Source organism: Herbaspirillum sp. C7C8, assembly GCF_022627875.1.
Taxonomy (GTDB): Bacteria; Pseudomonadota; Gammaproteobacteria; order Burkholderiales; family Burkholderiaceae_D; genus Herbaspirillum.
On sequence record NZ_JABXGG010000009.1, the window covers coordinates 160,083 to 184,653 of the forward strand.

The 24,571-nt window shown below is 60.4% G+C and carries 22 protein-coding genes and 2 tRNA genes; 8 read left to right on the top strand and 16 right to left on the bottom strand.

Translation table 11 applies throughout. The features are described from left to right. The first annotated feature begins 691 nt into the window (after positions 1-691). Positions 692-1,756, top strand: coding sequence for a COG3904 family protein (locus HWE01_RS12815; protein ID WP_241821995.1), 1,065 nt, complete (start codon positions 692-694; stop codon positions 1,754-1,756). Here HWE01_RS12815 and HWE01_RS12820 read toward each other — a convergent pair. The 4 genes from HWE01_RS12820 to HWE01_RS12835 form a co-directional block, all read right to left on the bottom strand. Further along, positions 1,688-2,242 (bottom strand): Rha family transcriptional regulator, encoded by a 555-nt coding sequence (locus tag HWE01_RS12820; RefSeq protein WP_241821996.1) that lies wholly within the window; start codon positions 2,240-2,242, stop codon positions 1,688-1,690. The two genes, HWE01_RS12815 and HWE01_RS12820, sit on opposite strands and share 69 nt — an antisense overlap. 289 nt (positions 2,243-2,531) lie before the next feature. Next, entirely contained in the window at positions 2,532-3,443 is a 912-nt protein-coding gene (locus tag HWE01_RS12825; protein WP_241821997.1) for a virion core protein, T7 gp14 family, read from the bottom strand. A 12-nt stretch (positions 3,444-3,455) separates the two neighbouring features. Beyond that, on the bottom strand, positions 3,456-3,713 hold the full coding sequence (locus HWE01_RS12830; protein ID WP_241821998.1) for a hypothetical protein: 258 nt from the start codon (positions 3,711-3,713) through the stop codon (positions 3,456-3,458). A 958-nt stretch (positions 3,714-4,671) separates the two neighbouring features. Then, positions 4,672-5,067 (bottom strand): hypothetical protein, encoded by a 396-nt coding sequence (locus tag HWE01_RS12835; protein ID WP_241821999.1) that lies wholly within the window; start codon positions 5,065-5,067, stop codon positions 4,672-4,674. An 880-nt stretch (positions 5,068-5,947) separates the two neighbouring features. Here HWE01_RS12835 and HWE01_RS12840 point away from each other — a divergent pair. After that, a complete protein-coding gene (locus HWE01_RS12840) occupies positions 5,948-6,583 on the top strand; it encodes an ATP-binding protein (RefSeq protein WP_241822000.1) in 636 nt (211 codons plus the stop codon). 47 nt (positions 6,584-6,630) lie between these two features. Here the strand turns inward: HWE01_RS12840 and HWE01_RS12845 are convergent, their stop codons facing one another. Continuing rightward, the gene (locus HWE01_RS12845) at positions 6,631-7,251 is read right to left on the bottom strand and encodes a recombinase family protein (protein WP_241822001.1); all 621 of its coding nucleotides are present in this window, start codon (positions 7,249-7,251) and stop codon (positions 6,631-6,633) included. Between the two features lie 467 nt (positions 7,252-7,718). On the opposite strand from HWE01_RS12845, the gene HWE01_RS12850 reads away from it, so the two are divergent. Both HWE01_RS12850 and HWE01_RS12855 read left to right on the top strand, forming a co-directional pair. Beyond that, positions 7,719-8,891, top strand: coding sequence for an ImmA/IrrE family metallo-endopeptidase (locus HWE01_RS12850; protein ID WP_241822021.1), 1,173 nt, complete (start codon positions 7,719-7,721; stop codon positions 8,889-8,891). Then, complete coding sequence (locus tag HWE01_RS12855) at positions 8,888-9,421, top strand: DUF4411 family protein (RefSeq protein ID WP_241822002.1); 534 nt, start codon at positions 8,888-8,890, stop codon at positions 9,419-9,421. The genes HWE01_RS12850 and HWE01_RS12855 overlap by 4 nt, the downstream gene beginning before the upstream one ends. Positions 9,422-9,529: 108 nt before the next feature. Here the strand turns inward: HWE01_RS12855 and HWE01_RS12860 are convergent. The 10 genes from HWE01_RS12860 to HWE01_RS12905 form a co-directional block, all read right to left on the bottom strand. Continuing rightward, positions 9,530-9,606: transfer RNA gene (locus HWE01_RS12860), tRNA-Arg, on the bottom strand. Between the two features lie 96 nt (positions 9,607-9,702). Further along, positions 9,703-9,779: transfer RNA gene (locus HWE01_RS12865), tRNA-Pro, on the bottom strand. A gap of 67 nt (positions 9,780-9,846) precedes the next feature. Continuing rightward, positions 9,847-12,615, bottom strand: a complete 2,769-nt coding sequence (locus HWE01_RS12870; protein WP_241822003.1) for a nitrate reductase — start codon at positions 12,613-12,615, stop codon at positions 9,847-9,849. Positions 12,616-12,655: 40 nt separating this feature from the next. Further along, positions 12,656-13,897 carry an NAD(P)/FAD-dependent oxidoreductase gene (locus HWE01_RS12875; RefSeq protein ID WP_241822022.1) on the bottom strand — a complete coding sequence of 414 codons (1,242 nt, stop codon included), beginning with the start codon at positions 13,895-13,897 and terminating at the stop codon, positions 12,656-12,658. 1 nt (position 13,898) lies between these two features. Beyond that, positions 13,899-14,261, bottom strand: a complete 363-nt coding sequence (gene nirD, locus HWE01_RS12880; protein ID WP_008329803.1) for a nitrite reductase small subunit NirD — start codon at positions 14,259-14,261, stop codon at positions 13,899-13,901. 13 nt (positions 14,262-14,274) lie between these two features. Continuing rightward, complete coding sequence (gene nirB / locus HWE01_RS12885) at positions 14,275-16,848, bottom strand: nitrite reductase large subunit NirB (RefSeq protein WP_241822004.1); 2,574 nt, start codon at positions 16,846-16,848, stop codon at positions 14,275-14,277. Between the two features lie 11 nt (positions 16,849-16,859). Continuing rightward, positions 16,860-18,167, bottom strand: coding sequence for an MFS transporter (locus HWE01_RS12890; protein ID WP_008329799.1), 1,308 nt, complete (start codon positions 18,165-18,167; stop codon positions 16,860-16,862). A gap of 433 nt (positions 18,168-18,600) precedes the next feature. After that, positions 18,601-19,092 (bottom strand): MgtC/SapB family protein, encoded by a 492-nt coding sequence (locus tag HWE01_RS12895; RefSeq protein ID WP_241822005.1) that lies wholly within the window; start codon positions 19,090-19,092, stop codon positions 18,601-18,603. A gap of 146 nt (positions 19,093-19,238) precedes the next feature. Beyond that, on the bottom strand, positions 19,239-19,517 hold the full coding sequence (locus HWE01_RS22980) for a helix-turn-helix transcriptional regulator (RefSeq protein ID WP_502798438.1): 279 nt from the start codon (positions 19,515-19,517) through the stop codon (positions 19,239-19,241). A gap of 532 nt (positions 19,518-20,049) precedes the next feature. Next, positions 20,050-20,622 carry a kinase inhibitor gene (locus tag HWE01_RS12905; protein ID WP_241822007.1) on the bottom strand — a complete coding sequence of 191 codons (573 nt, stop codon included), beginning with the start codon at positions 20,620-20,622 and terminating at the stop codon, positions 20,050-20,052. 290 nt (positions 20,623-20,912) lie between these two features. On the opposite strand from HWE01_RS12905, the gene HWE01_RS12910 reads away from it, so the two are divergent. The 4 genes from HWE01_RS12910 to HWE01_RS12925 all read left to right on the top strand — a co-directional run bounded on the left by HWE01_RS12910 (position 20,913) and on the right by HWE01_RS12925 (position 23,551). Continuing rightward, the gene (locus tag HWE01_RS12910; protein ID WP_241822008.1) at positions 20,913-21,494 is read left to right on the top strand and encodes an ABC transporter ATP-binding protein; all 582 of its coding nucleotides are present in this window, start codon (positions 20,913-20,915) and stop codon (positions 21,492-21,494) included. Continuing rightward, complete coding sequence (locus HWE01_RS12915; protein WP_241822009.1) at positions 21,491-22,297, top strand: ABC transporter permease; 807 nt, start codon at positions 21,491-21,493, stop codon at positions 22,295-22,297. Before HWE01_RS12910 ends, HWE01_RS12915 begins: the two co-directional genes overlap by 4 nt. 133 nt (positions 22,298-22,430) lie before the next feature. Continuing rightward, complete coding sequence (locus HWE01_RS12920; RefSeq protein ID WP_008329791.1) at positions 22,431-22,811, top strand: CidA/LrgA family protein; 381 nt, start codon at positions 22,431-22,433, stop codon at positions 22,809-22,811. Further along, on the top strand, positions 22,811-23,551 hold the full coding sequence (locus HWE01_RS12925) for an LrgB family protein (protein ID WP_008329790.1): 741 nt from the start codon (positions 22,811-22,813) through the stop codon (positions 23,549-23,551). Before HWE01_RS12920 ends, HWE01_RS12925 begins: the two co-directional genes overlap by 1 nt. A gap of 16 nt (positions 23,552-23,567) precedes the next feature. Here HWE01_RS12925 and HWE01_RS12930 read toward each other — a convergent pair whose 3' ends face one another. Further along, positions 23,568-24,485 (bottom strand): LysR family transcriptional regulator, encoded by a 918-nt coding sequence (locus HWE01_RS12930; RefSeq protein ID WP_241822010.1) that lies wholly within the window; start codon positions 24,483-24,485, stop codon positions 23,568-23,570. Positions 24,486-24,571 lie beyond the last annotated feature (86 nt).

Consider the following 24,571-nt stretch of genomic DNA (forward strand, 5'->3'; position numbering starts at 1 on the left):
CTGTTGTAGCAACGGTGGGACATGGTGTCACCATAGCGGTCATACACGTTCATGCGGTACTTGCCGCGTGCACAGACCTTCATGCGGCCCCCTGCGCTGCTGCAATGGCGGAGAATGTGTCCTGCTGGTGAGCACTAGCGGCGGGGGTGGGGAATGTCACCCTGAGATATATGGACGTGATGATGCTTAGCATAGTGCCTCCTTTGTCGGTGAAGAACCACGCATCCCGCTGCTAAACGGGGTGGGCAGCAAATGACGGGGTTAGCAGACCGGAGACAAAGGAAACCGGCAGGCCGAAGCCTCCCCATCACTGCCGCCCATAGGAGGTGCCGAGATACGGACGTAAAAATACCGCCGAGTGGCGGTTGTCCGCCTCTGTCATTCGGGCTGCTAAACCCGGCCGCGTCTTTGTTCGCGACAGACAGAAGTTTACGCGTGCGGGTATACCAGCGTCAAGTATTCCAATACCCACTTCCGTGCCCCATAATTTGTAAAGCGGACTTTAATATACGGGGATGGGATGAGGCTGGAAAACGAAAATCGTAACGCCTTCATAGTGGGAAACTCTGCTAAAACGATGCGATGCACTGCGACATTCGATATGTGGTGTCGGCGACTATTGGTGAAATTCCTCGCAGCGACGATCTTGACTGGCTGCGCAAGCGGGGCTTCAGCGATGTCAAATGAACCCATGACTTTCGAGACCTACACGCCTTGTTCTGGGAACGGAGATTTTTGTGGTATGCGCGTCCTGGCCAAAGGCAGGATAGAGACCGATTCAGCTGATAAGTTACAGGCGTTTCTTACGAGCCGTGCCGCGAAGGACAAATACTTCAACAAGAATCCAACGCTTGTCTTCGATAGCCCAGGGGGAAGCCTGTTAGGGCGCATAGCGCTAGGGCGACTAATACGGCGTTTGAAGCTCGATACGGAACTTGCTCCGATATACACGGAAGAAGTTCGAGATCGTAGTCCCGATGGCTATCATGATCGAATTGTGGCGACGGACGTAATTTGTGCCTCTGCGTGTTCACTCGCTTTCATTGGCGGAGTGCGCCGAACTATTGCCCAAGGAGGTAGATTCGGAGTTCACCAGTTCTCGACAATAGGCGGAAATCTGAGTGAAGGCGATTCGCAAGTCACGGTTACAACTCTTGCGAGTTACGTTGCTTCGATGGGAGTGGATCGTCAAATGATCGACATCGCGTCAGTAACCGCAAGTAATAGCATACGTTGGATAGCCCCTGAAGTTGCGCGTCAACTACGAATCGATAACACAATTTCTCCTCTCTCTAGCTGGAGTATCGTTGTCGAGAAGAGCGGAGTGCCCCGACTAACAGTACGGCAAGAAATCGCATCGGGGCATATGGTGCTTCTGTCATTCGTAGAAGTTGGCGGGGAATATCTTCTTAGCGTGATGGCAGCGTTCTCACTTCAGCAGTTCCAAGCGACCCGACTAGGCCAATTTCCTGTGTCTGAACAAGGGAATATTCAATTCATAGTCGATCAACGTCAGAAAATCCGCCCCAAAGCATTGGACGCTTGGTTTTTTGAGTTGAATCAAAGAGATGGTTGGGCTACGTTTCGGGCAAATTTCCATCTGAGTAGGGCGCAGATGGAGGCGCTTCGAATGGCGACAACCCTGCAAATAGACGACGAATTTGGCCGAGCAACTAGCGATATCAGTTCAACTACAGATTTGTCTGTGGAGAATCTTGCGGGGGGCGTGAGTCTGTTGCTTCGTAATAGAAGGTGATGAGTATGGTGTCAACAGTCCAAGTTTGGTAGCGGCCAGCATGGCCAGCGGGCCGTGTCCATCGGCGATTCGCTCGAATCCCTCCACCTTCGGTGCCTGTTCTGCCACTGTGGCTTTCAGCTCCAGCACCTTCTCCGTGTAGCCTAGCAGCGCAGTACGCAGGGAGGCCGGATCGTTCAGGTTGATGGCCGGTGCCTTGGCCGCTTGCTCCAGCTCTTGCCAGCGGTCGATGATCTTCGCCCGCATCTGGAGGCTGTAGCCGGACACGAGGATCATGGTTTCGCGGTAGGGCAGAGCGAAGGCAGGCTTGGTGCGGTTGCGGTCATCGGTGTAGCTGGCCTCGAAGGTAGAGAGATTTGCCTCTCCGCGCAGCTCGGTCAGCATCTGGCGCGTATCCCGCATCACATGCTTGTGCGCCTTGCCCGTGAGCAGGGCGATTTCCACGGTGGTCATGGTCGGAGTCACAGCGAGCAGCTTGGGTGTCATCGTAGGTTCCTTTAATGGGCCCAGTTTTGGGCCGATTGAGTCCAGGCGCAGGACGGGAGGTGTTTGTGGTATGCAGTGCTGGCGATGAAAGCGGCCACGGCCACATCAACCACCAGCGTGTAAGCAATCAACAGATAGAGCAGGGCGCGGCGCATCAGTCGCCCGCAGCGAGGGCAGCATGCGTGGCCTTGCGCGTGCACTTCAAGTTGGAGCAAAGGAAACAGATGGCGCACGCGCAAACAGAGAAGCGAGGAGCAGGGCCGAAGCCCCGCGCCTGCACTCAATGCACTTAGTACAACTGGTAGCTACCGCTCCCGGAGTAAGACTCCGAGGAGAAGAAGTTGCCGCTGCTACCTGCGCTACCGCCCATCCCGTAGACTCCTGAGCCGAGGTTCGGGGTAGAGCTGAAGTTCTTCGTGCTGAAGTTGTTCCAGCCGTCATTCATGTTGACTACGTTGCTATCGTCGGCCTGTACCTTGCTCCAGTCCGTACCGCCCTTCCACGAGCCGATACTCTGAGTGAGGGAACCTGCGTCCTTACCCAGCATGCCGACCCAAGCTTGCGATACAGCACTGCCCGCGAACTGATCCATGCGGAGCGGAGATTGCACCAGCGGGGCCACGTTCACGTTGTAGTCGATAGGGGCGAAGGTCTGCCCTTCGTCTAAGCTACTGATGGTGTTCTGGATCAGGCCCATGCGCTGCTGCTGCATGTCGTAGTTCGTGTACTGCTGGTTGTTGTCTCGGATGGTGTTCTGCCGTGCCACCGAGAGAGCCAGCGTGGCGTGCATCATCGCTGCGGATGATCCACCGGTACCCGAGGCGGCCTGCTGCGCGTGTAGCGCCCCCATCTGCTCGGACGCCCGGAGGCTGTCCTCCAGCCCGCCCCGCGTCATCTGATCTTGCAGACGGGCGAAATTCTGGGCTTGGGTGTCGAGTTGGGTGCCTGCGGCATCCAGCTTGTTCTGGTTGCTGATGCTCCGCTGCGCGTTGCCGAGCGATGCCTCGGCGGCTGCGACTTGGTTCTGGCCCTGCCGGGTCAGGTTGGCCGCGTCCGTGTTGGCGTTGTTGACGAGGTTCTGTGCGTAGGTGTTGGCATCGTCCATGATGCCTTGTGCCAAGCTGATGCTGTGTTGTGTACGGGCCTGTAAGTAGCTGCCCGTCCAGTCCATTGCCGCCTTTGCTAATGCTGCCCATCCCATGCTGGATGTTCCTTAGTGACCGCAGGTACGGGCAAAGGCACGGGTGTATGCCGCGATAAAACCTTGGCTGAACGCTTGCCCCTCGGTGGACTTCTCGGGGATGTTCCGGAAACGGAGATCACGCCTGATGGCGTCATTCCTGAATTCGGTGCGGGTGCCGCGCTTCCACAGCGATGTCCGCTTTGCTATTCGCCATGTCCCGGCTGTTGCTTCACCTTTCGTGTAGCCCTCTTGATACTCAGTGGTGCCGCTGTAGTCCTGCTTCTTCATGTTGCTGTCCTTTGCTGGTTAAGTGCTGCTCTGTACTGTGCAATGCAGGCTGGCCTCCTGTTCGGGCTGAACCTGCTGTTCTTGTTAGACTCGTGGTGCTTCCCTGCTAGACGGCTTCCGTCCCGGCTTGCCACGGATGGCCCATGTTGGCAGCGATCCGGTGAGGGCTTCAACAGCACGGCGGTACGCGCTCCTGCCGATAGGAGATGCACAATCCAGAGTGCTAAGGAAGTGCTGCCGCTCTACTTCGTTATGTTCAAGTGGATGAGGTTCAGGTATGTGGGATTCAGAGGTGCGAGTGCTGGTCATGGCGTGCTCTGTGGGCTCTTAGGCTTGGCTGGCTTGTGTTCGAAGAGGGAGGCAAAGGTGCTGCTATGGCAGGTTCGGTACCGGGTGTGGTACTGGACGCTGTGCAATGGATAGAAGGTGAGTACGGACGGAATACGGAGGATGTTGCACGGACTGCTGATGTGTCTTCAGTGTATCCCGCGTAGGTCTTCTGTGAAATGGTTTAGGCAGGTACTCCTTGTGCCCATCCTTTGGGATACTCTGGGATACCCCAAGGAATACCCTAGGTATTACTCCTCTGACAGAGCGGAGGATCGTTTCCTATTACATCTTCCCTCCCCGTTTCCACAGATACTCCAGAAGAAGCACCATGCAAACGAAGATGGCTCATAGTTACCCTGACGTCGCGTCGGATTCGTACCTATTTACAGAGCCTCCCTTGTGACCCAGAGGTTTCCCTCTGCCCGTACGGCCACATGCCTTTTAACGTGAGCCACCACGTACAGACCACCCAGCCCACTTATGCGGCTTCTGTGTGTCATATAGCTGACCGAAATAGCACGGCGGGAAATAAGGGCAGCCGGATTGCCCCCGGCTGGCCCTGTTAGGATGGTTGCCATTACATTTCTAATCTGCTACCTTTTCGACGACTAGAGCGGTGGCGACTAAGTTAAGTTCTGCCGTTCAAGCGAGTATCTTCTTCGGTAACTGCCACCATCAGGTGGGCGTGAGCTACTTGCATCCATTCCGGCGCGAACTTGTACCACTTGTCGGGGTAGCGATGATCGGCCCCCATGCTCAGATATTCTTCTTCGCTCTCGCACTGACTCCAAGGAGACTCGATAGTTGGGCTTTGGTCTTGGGTTAGCTCAATCAGTAAATTGCGAGCATTACGGAACTCTGTAACACGCTGTGCCTTTTCTGTGCCCGTTAAACGGTTCCAGATATCCTCGGTTTGGTACAACATCTGGCTCAACGAATAGCGAATACGGCGAATCAGCCAGCGGGTACCATCGGAAAAGGTGTTGTCCAGCTGAGTGGATGCGGTGATTTTCGTGGCTTGCATATTTTCTCCTGTTGGTTGGTATAGCAGGCGTTCAATAGCCTGCCGGTCTTGGCTTGCCAGTGAGTAAACTTGCCGAGTCTGTCTACGGCTCACCAGCAGTTCACTACGCTGCCAGTGACTATCAAATTGTTAAAGAACGAACCAAAGAGCCGAATCCAAAACGCAAAAAGGGCCACCGCTTACACGACTTCCAGCGAAGGAAGGTATAAGTAGTGGCCCTTTGGAATCCGACTAACGAGGGTTAGAGCTCGTCAGCGGTTTGCGTCGTTATGTTTTGGTGTGAAATCACACGCGGGCACGACAGCATTGGTTAGCTCGCCGTAGCGAACTCCCGACTCTTTTTCGCCGGGGACCGAATATTACAAGAATTCGGATTTTGTTTGCAAGAGTTTTTTGCGGGGCAGTTTAGATGTCTTGCTCCGGTACGGATTTCCGGCTTTATGGAATAAAGGTTCTCAATCAGGTCACGATTTTATTCTGGCCATATTGCCCACGGTCGTACGCAGGGTTTATTCAATTGGATAGCAAGATGGATGTTCTAATGCCGGCTAAATTTGAGCGCGAAGCGCTGGACGCGTTGTGTTTGCAACTAGACTCTTCGCTTGACGAAGATAACGTAACAGTGGACTTCTCACAGCTCAAGTACTCCTATCCGAGCGGGATGTTAGTTGTAGGCTCTAAATTGCGACGATGGGTCAGTTATAGGCGGGAGTGTGGCTATGCCACATACCAGCGCGGCGTTAGCGCTTCTGTGAGTGCTCATTCATACCTTATGCACATGGGCTTCTTTGACTTTGTTCACTTGAATCGAGGTAATAAGGTTGGGCAAAGGAATGGATCAGTCCGTTACCTACCGATTCGCTCCATCAGGAGGCCGGAGGTGGATGTAGTGATTCGAGGCGTTCAGAGCTGGTATGAGGCCATTGAGGAAGAGGCAAGGCGGATCGGCGGAGTTTTAGCGGGCTCTTTCGACGATTCGGAGCGATTGAGAACGTACACGTATTCCGTGAGAGAGATTATCCGTAACGTATTTGAACATTCCCAAGCGGACGAGTGTTTCATCTGTGGGCAGCGTTGGTACGGCGGGCAGGTCGAGGTTGCCATCGTCGATGAGGGGGTAGGCATCGCGAGGACACTATCGAGAACACATGATTTTTTCTTCGATGATGAGGCTCTGCCGCTTGCTGTCCGACCTGGCGTGTCACGCACTGCAGGGCTTAGCGAAGTCGAGAATATTTATGATAATTCGGGATACGGGTTATATGTGCTCAGTGAACTTGCGGCCAGTTTTGGATGGTTTGCTTTGGGGAGTGGCACAGCAATGCTTGTGGGACGTAAGCAGGAAAGACTTATTGAGCCATGCTCGTTTGAAGGTACATTTTTTGGATTGAGGCTAAACAGTACACCGAGCAATTTTCAGAGTGTACTCAGAGATATCATCGATGTGGGAGAAGCGGAGGCCCTAGCGTCTGGTGCTAAAGCACGTGCGTCAGGTCGCTCACGTGTTGCTCGATGACTTACCGCTGCCGCTGTCAAGTTGTGATGCGCATGTGATGATTGACGTCATCCGGTGAGCCGTGCTGTTTTCATGATGGTGGGATGCGAGACGCCGTACTCCTTCGCCAGCCCTCGCGCTGTTGCTCCCTCAGCCAGCTTGCCGCGTATCTCCTCGTGCAATTGAGGCAGGCCCATCCCGCGCTTCTCTGCGAGCACGGCAAGGACATCCCTGCGGCCCAGTGCTTTGCCCTCTGCCTTGGCCCGCGCAAGTCCAGCGTGGGTACGCTCAACCAGTTGATCCCTCTCGAATTGGGCGAAGGCAGCGAACATGCGGCGCACCAGCTCTCCGGCTGCGCTGGTTACCTCCATCACCGGCAGGTCGAGCACCACCACCCGGACGCCCTTCAGTCGAAGCATCTCTACCGTTCGGTCCACGTCCGAGGCATTCCGGCCCAGCCGATCCAGCTTGGCGACCACGAGGATGTCATCCGGCTCAAGCTCTGACACTAGCTGCGCGAACACGGGCCGTTCCATGGCCGGGACGGTGCCGCTGATGGTCTCCGCACGGACTCGGCGTGGGAGGATGTCGTACCCGGCCTTCTGGGCTAGGAGGAGCTGGTTGTCTGTGGTCTGGTCTGCGGTAGAGACGCGGGCGTACAGGAAGGTGCGGGAGGTATGAGCGGTCATGGCATTCCATGGAAAACAAACGTGGAAATAATTATGACTGGTAATCAATGCGTTTACAAGGACTTTCTTACCACCTCTGAACAGGGTTCAGGCTGGTAATGAAACGGTCGATTGATTACCGGCTCGTTGGCAGGGTGTGCAGCCCTATGAGCCTTGCAGTACTGAAGTAGGTAGCGACCATCCGCCAGCCTGCGGTGGCCTTGTAGCTCGTTCTCGCAAGCCCCAGAGGCATCGATAGCTAACGAAGTGTTGGGCGGGAGCGTGCGCGTGCGTTCTCTTCCCCCGCGTGTATCTTGTCGTGCGCGTCATATCGGCGCGGGCGTATGGGGGAGTGCGGGCGAGCGCGGGGCGCAGTAGTCCCCACGAAAATCTGGATCAAATTTTGGCCCGTAACTCATATTCATGGGCCACGCTGGGGATATGGTAGTCTGTTGCAAATCCATGTGTCACAACAGTTTTATTTAGCAATGTCCAGTGTAAATCCTCAAGTGTTGCAATGGGCCAGAGAGACTGCGGGTCTTTCTCTGGTGGATGCTGCTGCGCGCCTTCAGCTAGGTAACGCAAAGCTCCGAGGCGAGGAAGTACTGAGTCAGTATGAATCAGGTGCCAGTTTTCCGAGTCGGAGTGTGGTGCTACGTATGGCCAAGGTGTACAGGAGGCCGCTGCTCACTTTCTATCTCGCTCAGCCCCCATTGCAGGGCGAGCGCGGCGAGGACTTTAGGACAATTCCAGAGGCGCGCCGCCAAGAGAGTGCAGGGCCATTGGATGCGTTGGTGCGAGACGTGTTTGTTCGTCAGCGTCTAGTCCGTGAAGCGGTGGTGGAGGCGGAAGAGGCTGTGTCGCTTACTTTCGTGGGAAGCGTCAGCCTGGATCAGCCTGTGGCCGATGTTAGCGCGAAGCTTGTTAAACGTTTGCAGTTTGACCTAACTGAGTTCCGTCGTAAGCGAGCAGCAGAGGAGGCATTCAAGTATCTTCGTGGCTTGGTAGAGCATACCGGGGTCTTTGTACTCTTGATTGGCAATTTGGGCAGTCACCACTCGAACATAAGCGCGGAGGTATTTAGAGGTTTCGCGCTCGCTGACGAAATATCTCCCTTCATCATCATAAATGACCAAGATGCAAAGGCGGCATGGTCGTTCACGCTTCTCCATGAACTCGCCCACATTTGGCTCGGAGCTACTGGCCTTAGCGGCGGGGCATTTGATCAACGCCTAGAGCGTTTCTGTAATGAGGTGGCGAGCGAGATATTGTTGCCCGCAGATGACTTGCGTGCACAAAGATTCGACACCAGCAGCCGTGATGCCTTGATTAACTCAATCAGTGCGTATGCAGATAGATGCAACGTGAGTCGTAGCATGGTTGCCTACCGCTTGTTCAAGGCGGATCGGTTGAACGAAGCAATTTGGCAGGATGTGACTGAGCATTTCAGACAAGTGTGGCTTCAGGACCGGGGCGCGAAAAAGGCGGATACCTCTGAGGGCGGGCCTTCCTATTTCGTCGTCCGTCGCCATCGTCTAGGTAACGCGTTACTGGACGTAGTAAGACGCACTTTGGATGAGGGAATTCTTACTCCCACTAAGGCGGGAAAGGTTCTTGGAGTCAAGGCCAGTAACGTTGCGACCTTGGTGGAGAGCGCATGAGTGCATCTTCTCCTGTTCAGTTGTATTTGCTCGATGCGAACGTCCTTATTGACGCTCATAACAAATACTACGCAGTGGACATGGTTCCAGAGTTTTGGGAGTGGCTGCTGCATAGTGCCTTATCCGGTCGAGTTGCCATGCCGCTAGAGACTTTCGAGGAGGTTAAGGGTGGGCCAAACGCCAAAAAGGACGGGCTGAATGAGTGGTTGCACTCTGCTGATGTGGAGAAGAACTTGGTCTTGCCGGAGGAGTTTGATGGCGGTCTGTTGCAAAGGGTGATGGATACATATGCCCCAAACCTCACTGATGTGGAAGTAGAGCAGGTTGGACGAGATCCGTTCTTGATCGCATACGGCCTATCCGATCCAGCTTCTAGGTGTGTCGTGTCTAATGAGGTTTCTAAGCCGGCAAAGCAACGCGCCAATCAAAAAGTGCCAGATGTCAGTCGAAAGGTTGGTGTGGAGTGCTGTGACACTTTTGCGATGTTGCGCCGTCTGGGCTTCAAAACGGGTTGGAAGGCGGGAACCTGAGCACACTTTGAGCACAGTGCCGAGGTAAAATAAATGACTGGGCCCGGTGAACGCCGTCCGCCGTTGGCCCACAAGTGCCTGATCTGCAAGGAAAAATGCCGGGAAATGTGGCCTGCCCTGAGGGACTCGAACCCCCGACCTATGGCTTAGAAGGCCATTGCTCTATCCAGTTGAGCTAAGGGCAGTTCGGCGTGGCTGACGGTGTGATGCTGCGCCAATGCGCTACCGTCAACGATCCAGAAAAGAAAACGGGCTGTCCACGACAGCCCGTTTTTGATGAGTGGTCGGAGTACAAGGATTCGAACCTTGGACCCCCTGGTCCCAAACCAGGTGCGCTACCGGGCTGCGCTACACTCCGAGAAGCGAGATAATAGCAGCATCCCTTGCAAACGGTCAACAAACATCGTAATCCACGCTGTCAGGCCCTAGGCCGCCGTCTCACGCTCCCGTGCTTCGGCCTCGGCCACTACCTTGATCTCCACCATCAGCTTCTTGATCTCCGGCACGCACGAGCCACAATTGCCGCCCGCCTTCAGGCAGGCCGTCACCTGGCTCACTTCGCTCAGGCCCTGCGCGCGGATGGCGTTGCAGATGGTGTTGCGGCCCACGCCAAAGCAGGAACACACGGTCGGTCCGGTATCGGCGCCTTTCTCGATGGGCTGGCCTACCAGCAGACCGACGCGGTCCGCTTCTTCCAGTTTCTCCTTGGCAAAGAGCCCCGCCAGCCACGAGCGCGAGGGCAGGTCAGGTCGCGCCGACATGAACAGGCACATGTCGATGCGATCCTCCACTACGTGGACCGCGCGATAGCTGCCGTCGCTCAAATCTTCATACTCCAGCCAGTCCGCATCATCGGCCTGCACACCCAGCAGTGCGCGCGCCCAGGCCGTGTGGTCGCTGATGTGATTGCGTCCGGCCAGTTCATATCGCACAAAGTCGCGGCCCTGTACGCGCGTCCAATGCGTAATGTCGTCCAGGTCCAGCGCATGGCGGGTGAGAATGAAACCATGCCAGCCCACGCGGAATTCCTCGATTGCTACCGGCGTGTGCTTGAACTCCGGTTCGCCCGAGACCGGGTCGACCACCGGATTGACCACCGCACCCACGCGCGCATCGGAGGCCGATTGCCCGTTCCAGTGGATGGGCACGAACACATTGCCACGCGGAATGCCGCCGCCATGCTGCACGCGCGCCACCATCGCGCCCCAGCGACTGCTGATGCGCGCCAGGCCACCTTCACGCACGCCATACAGCAACGCATCCTGCGGGTGGATGTCGATGAAGGATTCAGGAATATGGCTGGCCAGCGTGGCCGACTTGCCGGTGCGCGTCATGGTATGCCAGTGGTCGCGCACACGACCGGTGTTGAGGATCAGCGGGTAATCCTCGCAGGGCGCATGCCCCGGCGCGCGCGCCGCGGTCGGTACAAAACGCGCACGCCCATCGGGGTGCGAGAAACGATGATCCTGCAAGACGCGCGCCGTGCCGCTCACGCTGCCATCGGACAAGCGCTGCACCGGCCACTGGATCGGTGCCATGGCGTCATACGCAGCCTTGTCCATGCCGGTCAGGCCGGACAGGTTGAAGACACGCCGTGCACGCCCGCCATCGGTCTCGCCATTGCGATGGGCGGAGAGCCGCGCATGTTCATCGAAGATCGCATGCGGGCCGTCGAAATCGAATCCCGCAAAGCCCATGCGTCGTGCGACCTCGCAGATGATCTGCCAGTCACCGCGGGCTTGACCCGGTGCGGTGAGGAAAGCGCGCTGCCTTGAAATGCGGCGCTCGGAATTGGTGACCGTGCCGTCCTTCTCGCCCCAGGCCAGTGCCGGCAGCAGCACGTGGGCCAGCGCATTGGTATCGGTCTGCATGACGACGTCGGAAGACACCACCAGCTCGCACTTCTGCAGCGCGCGTTGCACCAGGTCGGCATCAGGCAGGCTCACCAGCGGATTGGTGGCCATGATCCACACCGCCTTGATGCGACCCTCCTCGATGGCGCGGAACATGTCCACGGCCTTGAGGCCCGGCTTGTCCGCGATGCGCGGGGATTGCCAGAAATCCTGCACGATCTCGCGATGCAGGGGCTGATCCAGATCCATGTGTGCGGCCAGCATGTTGGCCAGGCCACCGACCTCGCGTCCGCCCATGGCATTGGGCTGTCCGGTGATGGAGAACGGCCCCGTGCCCGGCTTGCCGATGCGGCCCGTGGCCAGGTGGCAGTTGATGATGCTGTTGACCTTGTCGGTGCCCACCGAGGACTGGTTCACGCCCATGGAAAAACCGGTGACGACTTTCTCGGTCTCGGCAAAGGCTTCGTAGAAGGCCAGCAGGTCTTGCAGATCCACCTTGCACAGACGCGCTACCGTGGCGGGATCGGCGCAGTCGGCATCGGCTACCGCCAGTGCCTCGTCAAAGCCGTTCGTATGCGCAGCGATGAAGGCGTTGTCACGCAGGCCGCGATGGGCCAGATAGCTCATCAGGCCATTGAAGAGCCACACATCGGTGCCTGCCTTGAGCGGCAGGTGCAGGTCCGCCAGCTCGCAGGTCGCGGTGCGGCGCGGGTCGATCACGATCAGGCGCATGGACGGCCTGGTTTCCTTGAGCCTGGCGATGCGCTGGAAGAGGATGGGATGGCACCACGCCGCATTGGATCCGACCAGCACGATCAGGTCGGCCAGTTCCAGGTCTTCATAGCAGACCGGCACCAGGTCTTCACCGAAGGCGCGCTTGTGGCCGGCTACCGCCGAGGACATGCACAGGCGCGAATTGGTATCGATGTTGGCGCTGCCGATGTAGCCCTTCATGAGCTTGTTGGCGATGTAGTAGTCCTCGGTCAGCAATTGTCCCGAGACATACAATGCGACGGCATCCGGACCATGTTCGGCGATGACGGCTGAGAACTTGCTCGCCACCTGCTCCAGCGCCTGATCCCAGGAGACCTGCTGCAATGCGCCTTGCGCATCGCGCACTTGCGGATGCAGCAGGCGGCCATCCAGATCCACCGTTTCCGCCAGGGCCGATCCCTTCACGCAGAGGCGGCCGAAGTTGGCCGGATGCTGCACGTCGCCCTGCACGCCGATGCGCCCATCGTCCTTGAGCGCAGCCGTCACGCCGCAGCCCACCCCGCAGTAGGGGCAGGTGGTCGAGGTGGTGGCCACGGCCAGGGCCAGCGGAGTCTGTGCAAGATTCATTGGTATCCTTTGTTACTGATTGCCGTCGGTAGCCTGATGGCTAGGCCGCATGCTGGCACATGGCCTGTCCGAAGGGTAGTTCGCGCCGGAAGGCGCTGATGTCGCGGCCACTCTGGATCAGGTCGAAGTACCACGGGCCATCCTTGACATCGCCGTACAGCACCGCGCCGACCAGCCGCGAGCCGCGCAATACCAGGCGCTTGTAGATGCCGCGGCGCGGATCGCGTACAACCAGGTCTTCGGTATCCTCACCGCCGATGAAATCACCCGCCGAATAGAGGTCCACCCCCGTGACCTTGAGCTTGGTCGCCGTGGCCTGCTGCACATAGCGGCGATGACCGGCCCCGGCCAGATGTGCACCACAGACACGGGCCTGATCCCAGATCGGCGCTACCAGTCCGAAGGTGGCCTTGCGGTGCTGCACGCATTCGCCCACGGCATAGATGCGCGGGTCATAGGTTTGCAGGGTATCGTCGACGATGATGGCGCGTTCACAGTGCAAGCCTGCCGATTTGGCTAGCGCAATGTTGGGGCGCACGCCCGCTGTCATCACCACCAGGTCGGCGGGAATGCTGCTGCCATCCTTGAAACGCACTGCGCTCACGCAATCCGGGCCGACGATTTCTTCGGTATGGGCATTGAGCAGGAAGCGCAGGCCCTTGTCTTCCAGTGCCTTTTTCAGCAGGGCGGCGGCGGGCTTGTCCAGTTGCTGGTTCATCAGCGCATCGGTGACGTGCACCACGGTCACCTCCATGCCCTGGCGCATCAGGCCATTGGCCGCTTCCAGTCCCAGCAGGCCGCCGCCGATCACTACCGCATGACGGTGCGTGCGTGCCGCTTGCAGCATGATGTCCACGTCCTGAATGTCGCGGAAGGCGATCACGCCCGGCAATTGATGGCCCGGCACCGGAATGATGAACGGCGTGGAGCCGGTCGCCAGCAGCAGGCGGTCGTATTTCACCGTGAGGCCAGATTGCGCGTGGACGGTGCGCTGGCGGCGGTCGATCTGGATGACGGGATCGCCCGCATGCAGGGTGATGCCGTTGTCCTCGTACCAGGCGCGCGGGTTGAGCATGATGTCATCGATGCTCTTGTCACCGGCCAGCACCGGCGAGAGCATGATGCGGTTGTAGTTGCCGTGCGGCTCGGCGCCGAAGACGGTGATGTCGTAGAGGTCCGGCGCCAGCTTCAACAATTCCTCCACCGTGCGCATGCCGGCCATGCCATTGCCGACCACCACCAGCGAGGGCCTGGCTTGCGTGTTGTCGGCCGCGGTCACCATCTCAGCCACCGATCCAGACTTTGCCGCCATCGATGCGCGCCGGCCAGGCCGGTACCGAGTGGGCGGGTTCTTCCAGGCACTGGCCGGTGGTCAGGTCAAAATGATGCTTGTAGATGGGCGAGGCCACCACGATGCGTTCGCCCAGATTGCCCACCAGCCCGCGCGAGAGCACGGCGGCCTGCGCATTGGGATCATAGTTGCCGATGGCGAAGACGCGCGGTTGCGCCTGGCCCTGGCTGCGGTCGATGACATGGAAGATGGCCACCTGCTGGTCACCGATCAGCGCGGCCACACCGGTGTTGGGGACGATCTCGGCCAGTTCGCAGACCGGAGTCCATTGCTTGATTTGTTGGTCGCTGTGCATGCTGGGCTCCTTCTTACACGGTCTCGGCGACGACGGGAATATCGAGCAGCTTCTTCTCGGCCACCGTGGCCGGACGGATCTGCCCGCGTTCCTCGACGAACTTGATGTTGCCATCGGCCGCCTTGCTGTTGACGAAGTGGCGGAAGCGCTTGCGCGTTTCCGGATCGGTGACGGCCTTCTTCCATTCGCACTGGTAGGTGTCGACCACGCGCTGCATTTCGCTCTCCAGTTCGGCGGCAATGCCCAGCTTGTCATCGATGACCACGCTCTTGAGATAGTCCAGTCCGCCTTCCAGGTTCTCGCGCCAGGTGCTGGTGCGTTGCAGGCGGTCAGCGGTGCGCACGTAGAACATCAGGAAACGGTCCACATAACGTGTCAGGGTGTCTTCATCCAGATCGGAGGCGATCAGTTCGGCATGGCGCGGTTTCATGCCGCCATTGCCGCAGACGTAGAGATTCCAGCCCCTCTCGGTGGCGATGATGCCCACGTCCTTGCCTTGTGCCTCGGCGCATTCACGGGTGCAGCCGGAGACGCCGAACTTGATCTTGTGCGGCGAACGCAGGCCCTTGTAGCGGTTTTCCAGACGCACCGCGAAGCCCACGCTGTCACCCACGCCATAGCGGCACCAGGTCGAGCCGACGCAGGACTTCACCGTGCGCAGCGACTTGCCGTAGGCATGGCCGGTCTCGAAACCGGCAGCGATCAGTTCTTCCCAGATGTCCGGCAACTGGTCCACGCGGGCACCGAACAGGTCCACGCGCTGCCCGCCGGTGATCTTGGTGTAGAGGCCGTATTTCTTGGCGATCTGGCCGACCGCGATCAGACCATCGGGCGTGACTTCGCCACCGGCCATGCGAGGCACGACCGAGTAGGTGCCATCCTTCTGGATGTTGCCGAGGAAGTAGTCGTTGGAATCCTGTAGTCCCGCGTGTTCCTTCTTGAGCACGAAGTCATTCCACAGCGAAGCCAGCACATTGGCTACCATCGGCTTGCAGACATCGCAACCCAGACCCTTGCCATGCCTGGTCAGCAGTTCATCGAAGCTCTTGATCTGGCCCACGCGCACCAGGTGATGGATTTCCTGGCGCGAGTAGGGGAAGTGTTCGCAGACGTGGTTGTTGACCGCCAGACCCTGTTTCTTCATCTCGGCCTTCATCACCTGGGTGACCAGGGGCACGCAGCCGCCGCAGGCGGTGCCGGCCTTGGTACAAGCCTTCAGATCGCCGATAGTGGTGATGCCCGAGGCGACAGCTGCGCACAGCTGGCCCTTGGAGACGTTGTTGCAGGAGCAGATCTGCGCCGATTCCGGCAGTGCATCCACGCCCAGGCCCGGCTTGGCCTTGCCGTCCGATTGCGGCAGGATCAGGAATTCGGGCGACTCCGGCAGCTCGATCTTGTTGAGCATCATCTGCAAGAGCGTGCCGTATTCCGAGGCATCGCCCACCATCACCGCGCCCAGCAAATGCTTGCCGGATTCGGAAACGACGATCTTCTTGTAGATCTGCTTGCGCTCATCGGTGAACTGATACGAACGGCTACCGGCTTGCTTGCCGTGGGCGTCGCCAATGCTGGCCACGTCCACGCCCATGAGTTTCAATTTGGTGCTCATGTCGGCGCCGTTGAAGACGGGCACTTCGATCGCTTCATCGCGGTGCGACAGCAGATGTTTGGCGGCGGTGCGGGCCATGTCGTAGCCGGGGGCGACCAGGCCGAAGATCTTGCCGTTCCACAGTGCACATTCACCGATGGCATACACGGCCGCGTCGGACGTGAGGCAGCTGTTGTCGATGACGATGCCGCCACGCTCGCCCACCTTCAGGCCGGCCTGGCGCGCCAGTTCGTCGCGCGGGCGGATGCCGGCGGAGAAGACGATCATGTCGGTTTCCAGGTGCGAGCCGTCTTCGAAGTTCATGCGATGGGTGTGCTGCTTGCCATCGACGATCTCGACCGTGTTCTTTTGCGTATGGGCCGTCACACCCAGTTCCTCGATCTTCTGGCGCAGGATGCGGCCACCGCTTTCGTCGACCTGCACCGCCATGAGGCGTGGGGCGAATTCGACCACGTGCGTTTCCAGCTTCAGGTCGCGCAGGGCCTTGGCGCATTCCAGCCCCAGCAGGCCGCCGCCGATGACCACGCCGCTCTTCGAACGGTTGCCGCATTCCAGCATCGCTTCCAGGTCTTCGATGGTGCGATAGACGAAGCAGTCCTTGCGCTGGTTGCCTGCCACCGTCGGCACGAAGGGGTAGGAGCCAGTGGCCAGTACCATTTTGTCATAGGACAAGGTCTCTTCTGCACCAGCCACGTTGACCAGTACCTGCTTGCGTTCCAGGTCGATGTGCTGGGCCTTGGCATTGAGCTTGAGATCGAACTGCACCGGGCTGCGGCCTGCATCGAAGAAGCCGGGCGCGACCAGTGACAGGTCTTCTGCGCTCTTGCCGGCGAAGAATTCGGAGAGATGTACGCGGTCGTAGGCCGGGCGCGGTTCTTCGCAGAGGATGGTGACCTTCAGATCGGTCGCGCCGCTCTCGGCCAGGCATTCCAGGAATTTATGGCCGACCATGCCGTGGCCGATGACGATGATGTTCATGGCGTATCTCCTCAGGCGGCAACTTTGCTGTCGGCCAGGACGGCATCGCCGTGCTTGTCCGAGGCGGTGAAGCGGATGGCCACCGCGCACAGGGCCGAGATGGTCACCAGCACGCCCAGCATCGACAGGGTCTGCTGGGTATTGCCCAGGCCCTTCATCAGGAAGCCCGCCGCCACAGCCCCCACGTTGCCGCCAGCGCCGATGATGCCAGCCACGCCACCGAGCGCCTTGCGGTCGATGAAAGGTACCAGCGCATAGGTCGCGCCGCAGGCCATGTGGGTGAACAGTCCGAAGCACAGCATGGCGATGATCGCCGCCACCACGCTGCCGGCATGGGCGAACCACAGCAGTCCCAGACCTTCACCCAGCATCATCACGAAGAGCAGGGTGGCACGGCGGTTCAGACCGCCACGCAGGGCCACCTTGTCGGAGATGAAGCCGCCCAGGGCACGGGCAAACAGCGCCAGCAGGCCGAAGCTGGCCGCAGCGATGCCGGCCGACTCCAGCGAGAGCTGGAAATGTTCGACGTAGTAGATGGCGGCGATGTTGTGGATGAAGATCTCCACGCCGAAGCAGGCGCCGTAGGTGATGAAGAGCATCCACACCCGATAGTTGGCAGCGGCCGCGCGGAAGCTGGCCCAGCCGCCGCGCTTGCCGCTTTCGATGCTCACGCCGGCGGCGCGCAGATCGTCATAGTTGCCTTCCGGGCAGTCCTGGGTGAAGCGCCAGTAGAGTGCGGCCATTACCAGCATCAGCACGCCCGGCACCAGCAGTGCCGCGCGCCAGCCCCAGCTGTGCGAGACGCCCAGCATCAGCATGGCCGCCATCAGCAGGGGCATGACGCCCTGCGCCACGCCACCGCCCGCATTGCCCCAGCCGGCCGTGGCCGCATTGGCCGTGCCGACCACGTTGGGGGCGAACATCACCGAGGTGTGATATTGGGTGATGACGAAGCTGGCACCCACTGCACCGATGAGCAGGCGGAAGAAGAGGAAGCTCTCGTAGCTCTGCGCGAAGGCCACGCCGATGACGGGGACCGCGCCGACCAGGAGCAGGCCGGTATAGGTCTTGCGCGGCCCGAAGCGGTCACACATGGGGCCGATGATCAGGCGCACCAGAATGGTCACGGCCACCGCCGCGATATTGATGTTGGCGATCTGGCCGGGGGTGAGGTGGAGCTCCCCCTTGATGACCGGCATCAGCGGCGCGCAGGCGAACCAGGCGAAGAAGCAGACGAAGAAAGCCATCCAGGTCAGATGGAAGGCGCGCATCTGGGGCGTGCCCAGGGAGAACAGCGCGATACGATTGGATTTGCTCATGTCGGGTCCCTTGAAAACAAAAAGGCGTCCGCTCAAAACCGAGGCCTTGCCTCGTTTCAAGCGGACGCCATTGTCCGTGTGCATTGCAGATCCATCGTTAGATCGGCATCAGATTGGGGGATCGTCCTTGATCCCGATCATCATTGAGCAAAGGTCGTGCCAGCCGGCGGGATTGGACCGAGAGGGCCGTCGCGAGAGGGTTTGCGGGAGGAAGGGTGGGGTCGAAGCGCGGCATTGGGCGCCGCCAGCATCACCGATATATATCATTGCATGATGTATTCAGGTGCGGCCTGCGCGTTCGTGGTGCAGTGCATCGTGGCAGTGCGAGCTGGAAATGGGCAGGGGCGGTGCAGGAATGGAGGGGTGGTCTTGCCGCAGGGACATGTGGCGCTTCAAGGGCGGATGACAATGGGTTTGCAGGTGTGATGCGGTCTCAGTCTTCTTCGCGGGCGCTGATGTCGGCGCGCTCGACATCGCTCTTGCGCAGCCATTGGCGGTGCAGGAAGTGTTCCAGCGGGCGGCCCACCACGAACAGGGCCAGGATCAGGCCGGTAGCCATGAGCGCCACGCGCCACCAGCCGGCCCCGCAGACGATGCCCACCGCCGCCGTGACCCAGATCGAGGCCGCCGTGGTCAGTCCGCGCACCTTTTCGCTGCGCTGCTCATGGATGATGACCCCGGCACCGAGGAAGCCGATCCCGGTGATCACGCCCTGAATGGCGCGGCTGACGGCATCGCGGTTTTCCGCCGTGGCGTCCAGCGCAAAATTCATGGCGGCCATCGTCACCAGTGCCGAGCCCAGCGATACCAGCCCCAGGGTCTTCATGCCGGTGGGCTTGCCGCGCAGGTTGCGGTCGATGCCGATGACGCAACCGATGAGCATGGCGAAGAGCAGTCGGTAAAAGATTTCCAGGTGATCGGTCATGAGTAGGCGTGTGCAGTGGGCGAAGGCGACATTGTAACCTTCGGCGGGCCCCATTCTGGCGTGGCCTGCAGGTCGGATACACGCAATCGGATACACGCGATCGGATGCAGTCTCCATCGCGTGGTCCACCGGACGCGGGGGCGTATTCAGGGCAGGGTCTGACGCAATTGGCTGGGACTGAGTCCGTAATGCTGCCGAAAGCGCATCGCGAAGCGCGATGGCGAGTCGTAGCCGCATGCCGAGGCGATATCGGCGATGGGTAAGGAGGAGGCCTGCAACTGGTCCAGCGCCAGTCCCAGTTGCACCTTGTCCAGCAGTTCCCGAAAGCCGGTTTGCTCCCGTGCCAGCCGCCGTCGCAGGGTCGAGACGCTGCAGTGAAACGCCTCGGCCACGCGTTCCAAGCTACGCTGCTCGGGAGGCAGCATCAGCAGGACCTGTTCGATATGGTGGCTGATGGCGTCGCCGCGCTCACGCAGCAGGCCGCCGATGGCGCCGCGCAGGCTCAGAGCCAGCAACAGACCCTCGGCTGCCTGGCATTGCAGCTCGCTCGCGGCGTCGTCGCGGATGCAGTCCTGCAGATGGCGCCAGGCGCGCAGGATGTCGGCATCCTGCGCTACGCTGCTGACGGCGCTGACATCGCGCGCCTGCACGCCCTGGCCGGGATAGTGCAGACGGAAGCGCTCGATCAGTGCCGGCGGCAGCGAGATCATGTCCGCGGCATACTCGCCGCCCTTGGGCAGGTTGGCGACATTGACCCGGGTACCGGCAGCGATGAGCACCAGTACATCTTGTGCGCACACCAGATGGCGGTGGCCCCACTGCAGCCGCTTTTTGCCCTGGCGCACGTGGCAGATGCTGGCCAGGCCGATGAAGACCTGGCGCAACTGCTGTTCATGACGGGCGCGGATGCGCGTCAACGCTGGGCGGGGACCATGGGTGAAGGGCAGGATGGCAATGTCACTTTGCATGCGGGAGGTCACGTCCGTAGTAGGCGGTCAGCCGGGCCTGGCCGAGGGCGGAGGCATTGAGGAAGAAGCCGAGCATAGCACCGCTGGCTTGCGCGTCCAGTGGCAATTTTTCGGTATTGAGTGCCCAAATGACGAATTGATAGCGGTGCGGCTTGTCGCCTTGCGGCGGGCAGGCGCCGCCGAAGCCGCTGCTGCCGAAATCGGTGCGACCCTGCATGGCCCCTGCGGGCAGGCCACGGCCTTGGGCATCGATACCGCCCGGCAGGCTGGTGGTGGAGGCCGGCAGGTTGAACACGGTCCAGTGCCACCAGCCGCTGCCGGTGGGCGCATCCGGATCATAGACGGTCACGGCAAAACTCTTGGTGCCGGCCGGCGCGCCCGACCACGACAACTGCGGCGAGCGGTTCGCGCCCATGCAGCCGAAGCCGTTGAAGACTTCAGAGATCGACAGCATCTGGCCGTCCTTGATGTCGGTGCTGCTGACCGTGAAATCGGCGGCCTGGGCCGACAGTGCAGAAAACGTCAGGGCCGCTGCGGCCACGCAATTGCGGAGAAAGGACATGAAAGCGCTCCAGTGAAGGTTGAGGAGCGCCCATGGTAGAAGGCCGACGACAGATACATGGTGCAGAAAACGTCAGCCTCGGTGCAGAAAGCGTCAATGCACCCGATAGCGAGACCGGGTGGGCTTGTGTCACACTGGCGTGGATGGTCTGCCTTCGGAAGCTCAGGCTCTCCGGTTTTCCTTCTTTTTCCTTTTCGTTTTTCTTTGTCATGGCTGCTGTCCGTTCCGTTTCGTTTTCTTCTCCTGGCGCAGCGGTTTGCGCGTCGGACCACGCGGTGCCGCGCCTGCGCGTGCAAGACCTTGGTTCGGCCGTTGTGGCACCGCTCAGTTTTTCGGTGCAGGCCGGCCAGTGCCTGGCGGTGGAAGGCGCATCCGGCGTCGGCAAGACGCGCCTGCTGCGCCTGATCGCCGATCTTGACGAAGGGCAGGGCGAAGCCTGGCTGGAGGGCCGGTCGCGCGGTGCCATGCCGGCCCCCCAATGGCGGCGCCAGGTGCTGTATCAGGCGGCTGAGGCGGCGTGGTGGGACAGCAGCGTCATGGCGCATCTACAGCCGCAGCAACGCGAGGCCGCCTGTACGCTGGCGATGCGCCTGGACTTGCCTGCCAGTCGCCTCGAAGCCGATCTGACGCAATTGTCGACCGGTGAGCGCCAGCGTGCCGCGCTGATCCGGTCTTTGCTGCAGCGACCCGCCGTGCTCATGCTGGATGAACCGACCAGTGCGCTCGATGCCGATAACGTGGCCCGGGTGGAAGCCGTCTTGCGGGAGGCCATGCAGCAGGGCATGGCGCTGCTGCTGGTGACGCATGCGCAAGAGCAGGTGCAGCGGTTGGCCAGCGGTGTGCTGCGCGTGATGAAGCGGGAGCGCGCATGAGCGTCCTGGAATTGTCCTCTGGCGACCTGGCCCTGTCGGCCATCCTGGTGCTGGTCAACGCCATTGCGTCGCTGGCGCTGGGTTTGCAGATTCACCGTCCACTGCTGGTAGCGGCGCTGCGCATGGTGGCCCAGCTGCTGCTGGTGGGGCTGGTGCTGCGCTGGATTCTCGGCCATCAATCGCCCTGGCTGACGGCGGTGGCGGTGCTGCTGATGATCGCCGCCGCCGCACGCGAAGTCGCCAGCCGTCCGCGTACGCCGCTGGCGGGCAGCGCCGGGCTGCGCATCAGTGCCGTCGTGGTGGGCACGGCCTCCCTGCTGACGGTGGGATTGGCCTTGTCCACGGCGCTGCGTCCTGATCCCTGGTACGACCCGCGCTATGCCATCCCGCTGATGGGGATTGTGCTGGGCAGCGTCCTCAATTCGGCCAGCATCGCGCTGGACGCCTTCCTCACCGGGGCACGCCAGTCGGCGGCCATCATCGAAGCCCGCCTGGCGCTGGGCCAGACCCGCCAGCAAGCGCTGCGTGCGCCGCGCATGGCGGCCATCCGCAGCGGTTTGCTGCCGGTCATCAACCAGATGTCGGCGGCGGGCATCATCACCCTGCCGGGCATCATGACCGGCCAGGTGCTGGCCGGCATGGATGCCTTGTCGGCCGCCAAATATCAGATCCTGCTCATGTTCATCCTGGCCGGGGCCAGCGGACTGGCAGCCTTTGGTGCGGCGACGCTGGCCATGTGGCGATTGACGGATGGGCGGCAGCGGTTGCGTTTGGATCGGTTGCGGGATCAGACTCGGACATAGCAATAGTTGCTTGCTCATTGTTGAGCACGGTTGCTGATCGGTGGACGGTGAAGGCCTCTGGCTCTGCTGCTTGGCCAGCATTTGCAGTCGAGCTTTTATAATGATCTCGCCTCCATACTCTCAGCGAGTCATCATGAACCTCACCCCCCTAGCCATCCTGCTGGTCTTCCAATGCCTGGGCGAAGGCGCCGCGCAATTGCTGGGCCTGCCCATTCCCGGTCCGGTGATCGGCATGCTCCTGCTGCTGATCGCCTTTCTCTCATCCCCGCGTCTGGCGCAGCTGATGGAGCCCACTTCCTGGGGCATCCTGCAGCATCTGTCGCTGCTGTTCGTACCCGCCGGGGTTGGCGTGATTGCCGCCGCCGGCCAGCTCAAGGGCGATCTGCCGGCCATCGTGGTGGCGCTGGTGGTGAGTACGGTATTGGCCATCGCCGTCGGTGCGCTGGTGACCAACGCCGCGATGAAGCGCTTCTCCAGCGCGCGGCAGGCAACCGGCGATGGGGAGGAAAACTGATGCACGGCCTGGCTCGCCTGACCGATGTCTGGGTCTATCTCGCGGCTTCGCCGCTGCTGGGGTTGACCACCACGCTGGTGGCCTATCTGTTCGCGTTGTGGGTTTACCGCCGCCTGGGCTACAACCCGCTGGCCAATCCGGTGTTGATCGCCATTGCCATCGTGGTCAGCATCCTCACCCTCACGCATACACCCTACAAGACCTACTTCGAGGGCGCGCAATTCGTCCACTTCATGCTCGGCCCGGCCACCGTGGCGCTGGCCATGCCGCTCTACAAGCAGTGGCACAATTTCCGCCGCGCGGTGCTGCCGCTCTTGCTGGGACTGGCGGCAGGGTCGGTGACCGCCGTGGTCTCGGCAGTCGGCATTGCCTATGCGATGGGGGCTTCGCGTGACATCGTCATTTCCATGGCCCCCAAGTCCGCCACCACACCGATTGCCATGGCCATCTCGGAACGCTTCGGCGGCCTGCCTTCACTGACCGCCGTGCTGGTCATCTGCACCGGTATCCTGGGCGCAGTGCTGGCGCGCTACGTGCTCAACTTCCTGCGCATCGACAGCCACCCCGTGCGCGGCTTCGCCCTGGGCGTGGCCTCGCATGGCATCGGTACCGCGCGTGCCTTGCAGGTCAGTGCCGAAATGGGCGCATTCGCCGGACTGGGGATGGGGCTCAATGGTGTCTTCACCGCCGTGCTGGTGCCGGTGCTGATGCCCTTGTTCCTGCGCTGGACTGCGCATTGAAAATGAAATAAATGATTTACGCCGCAGGTCGGGGGCACCACGGCGGTACCTTGAATTGTTCCACCAGGAAGTCACGCATGCGCTGCACCTTGGGCGGCAGATGAGTGCGGGTGGGATAAAGCGTATGCACCATCAGTTGCTCACCGGTGCTCCAGCCCTCGAACAGCTCCACCAGTTCCCCGGAGCGGATGGCAGCATTGACGATGAAGTCCGGCTGAATCGCAATGCCCTGGCCGGCCACGGCCATGGCACGGCAGGTGGCACCGTTGTTGACGTAGACGGTGGAGCGCACGCGTACCTGGCAGGTGTCGCCGTGCTCATGCCTGAAATGCCACTCGTCGCCGCCATTGCGGTAGCTGTAGGAGATGAAAGGGAAGTCACGCAGCTCGGCCGGAGTCTGCGGTGTGCCGTGCCGTTGCAGGAAGCCCGGTGAGGCGCAGGCGATCATGCGCACCGGCGCCAGCGGGCGCGCGACCATGCGGCTGTCACCCAGGGCGCTGACGCGGATGACCATGTCGAATCCCTCTTCCAGCAGATCGATGGTGCGATCCGACAGGGTGATGTTGAGCGTGATCAGGGGATTGCTCTCGGTGAACCTGCCCCACAGCGGTGCCAGCTGTTCCACCCCAAAATCCTGCGGCGCGCCGATGCGCAGCCGTCCACAGGCCTGGTCGGAATTGAGCCCGACTTCGCTCTCCACATCCTGAATCGATTCCAGCAATTCCTTGCAGCGAGTGAAGTAGACGCGGCCTTCATCGGTCAGCGAAAGCCGTCGCGTGGTGCGATGAAGCAGGCGGATGCCGAGAAACTGTTCCAGTTCCGACACCTGGCGCGAGACCGCCGGTTTGGAGAGGCCCGTGACATCCACCGCCGCCACGAAGCTGCCGCTCTCGACCACGGCCACAAAGGTTTCCATCGCTTGCAACTTGTCCATGGCTGCCTTCCGATCCGCAAGAAAAATACCGGCCAGACTGCCACAGTCGGGCGCGTCTGCCCATGCTACGTTTGGATAATGGCGCG

Coding starts and splice junctions, on each gene's coding strand:
- HWE01_RS12815 (WP_241821995.1), top strand. CDS start 692: ATGACTTTCGAGACCTACACGCCTTGTTCTGGGAACGGAGATTTTTGT.
- HWE01_RS12820 (WP_241821996.1), bottom strand. CDS start 2,242: ATGACACCCAAGCTGCTCGCTGTGACTCCGACCATGACCACCGTGGAA.
- HWE01_RS12825 (WP_241821997.1), bottom strand. CDS start 3,443: ATGGGATGGGCAGCATTAGCAAAGGCGGCAATGGACTGGACGGGCAGC.
- HWE01_RS12830 (WP_241821998.1), bottom strand. CDS start 3,713: ATGAAGAAGCAGGACTACAGCGGCACCACTGAGTATCAAGAGGGCTAC.
- HWE01_RS12835 (WP_241821999.1), bottom strand. CDS start 5,067: ATGCAAGCCACGAAAATCACCGCATCCACTCAGCTGGACAACACCTTT.
- HWE01_RS12845 (WP_241822001.1), bottom strand. CDS start 7,251: ATGACCGCTCATACCTCCCGCACCTTCCTGTACGCCCGCGTCTCTACC.
- HWE01_RS12850 (WP_241822021.1), top strand. CDS start 7,719: ATGTCCAGTGTAAATCCTCAAGTGTTGCAATGGGCCAGAGAGACTGCG.
- HWE01_RS12855 (WP_241822002.1), top strand. CDS start 8,888: ATGAGTGCATCTTCTCCTGTTCAGTTGTATTTGCTCGATGCGAACGTC.
- HWE01_RS12870 (WP_241822003.1), bottom strand. CDS start 12,615: ATGAATCTTGCACAGACTCCGCTGGCCCTGGCCGTGGCCACCACCTCG.
- HWE01_RS12875 (WP_241822022.1), bottom strand. CDS start 13,897: ATGGTGACCGCGGCCGACAACACGCAAGCCAGGCCCTCGCTGGTGGTG.
- nirD (WP_008329803.1), bottom strand. CDS start 14,261: ATGCACAGCGACCAACAAATCAAGCAATGGACTCCGGTCTGCGAACTG.
- nirB (WP_241822004.1), bottom strand. CDS start 16,848: ATGAACATCATCGTCATCGGCCACGGCATGGTCGGCCATAAATTCCTG.
- HWE01_RS12890 (WP_008329799.1), bottom strand. CDS start 18,167: ATGAGCAAATCCAATCGTATCGCGCTGTTCTCCCTGGGCACGCCCCAG.
- HWE01_RS12895 (WP_241822005.1), bottom strand. CDS start 19,092: ATGACCGATCACCTGGAAATCTTTTACCGACTGCTCTTCGCCATGCTC.
- HWE01_RS22980 (WP_502798438.1), bottom strand. CDS start 19,517: ATGCTGCCTCCCGAGCAGCGTAGCTTGGAACGCGTGGCCGAGGCGTTT.
- HWE01_RS12905 (WP_241822007.1), bottom strand. CDS start 20,622: ATGTCCTTTCTCCGCAATTGCGTGGCCGCAGCGGCCCTGACGTTTTCT.
- HWE01_RS12915 (WP_241822009.1), top strand. CDS start 21,491: ATGAGCGTCCTGGAATTGTCCTCTGGCGACCTGGCCCTGTCGGCCATC.
- HWE01_RS12920 (WP_008329791.1), top strand. CDS start 22,431: ATGAACCTCACCCCCCTAGCCATCCTGCTGGTCTTCCAATGCCTGGGC.
- HWE01_RS12925 (WP_008329790.1), top strand. CDS start 22,811: ATGCACGGCCTGGCTCGCCTGACCGATGTCTGGGTCTATCTCGCGGCT.
- HWE01_RS12930 (WP_241822010.1), bottom strand. CDS start 24,485: ATGGACAAGTTGCAAGCGATGGAAACCTTTGTGGCCGTGGTCGAGAGC.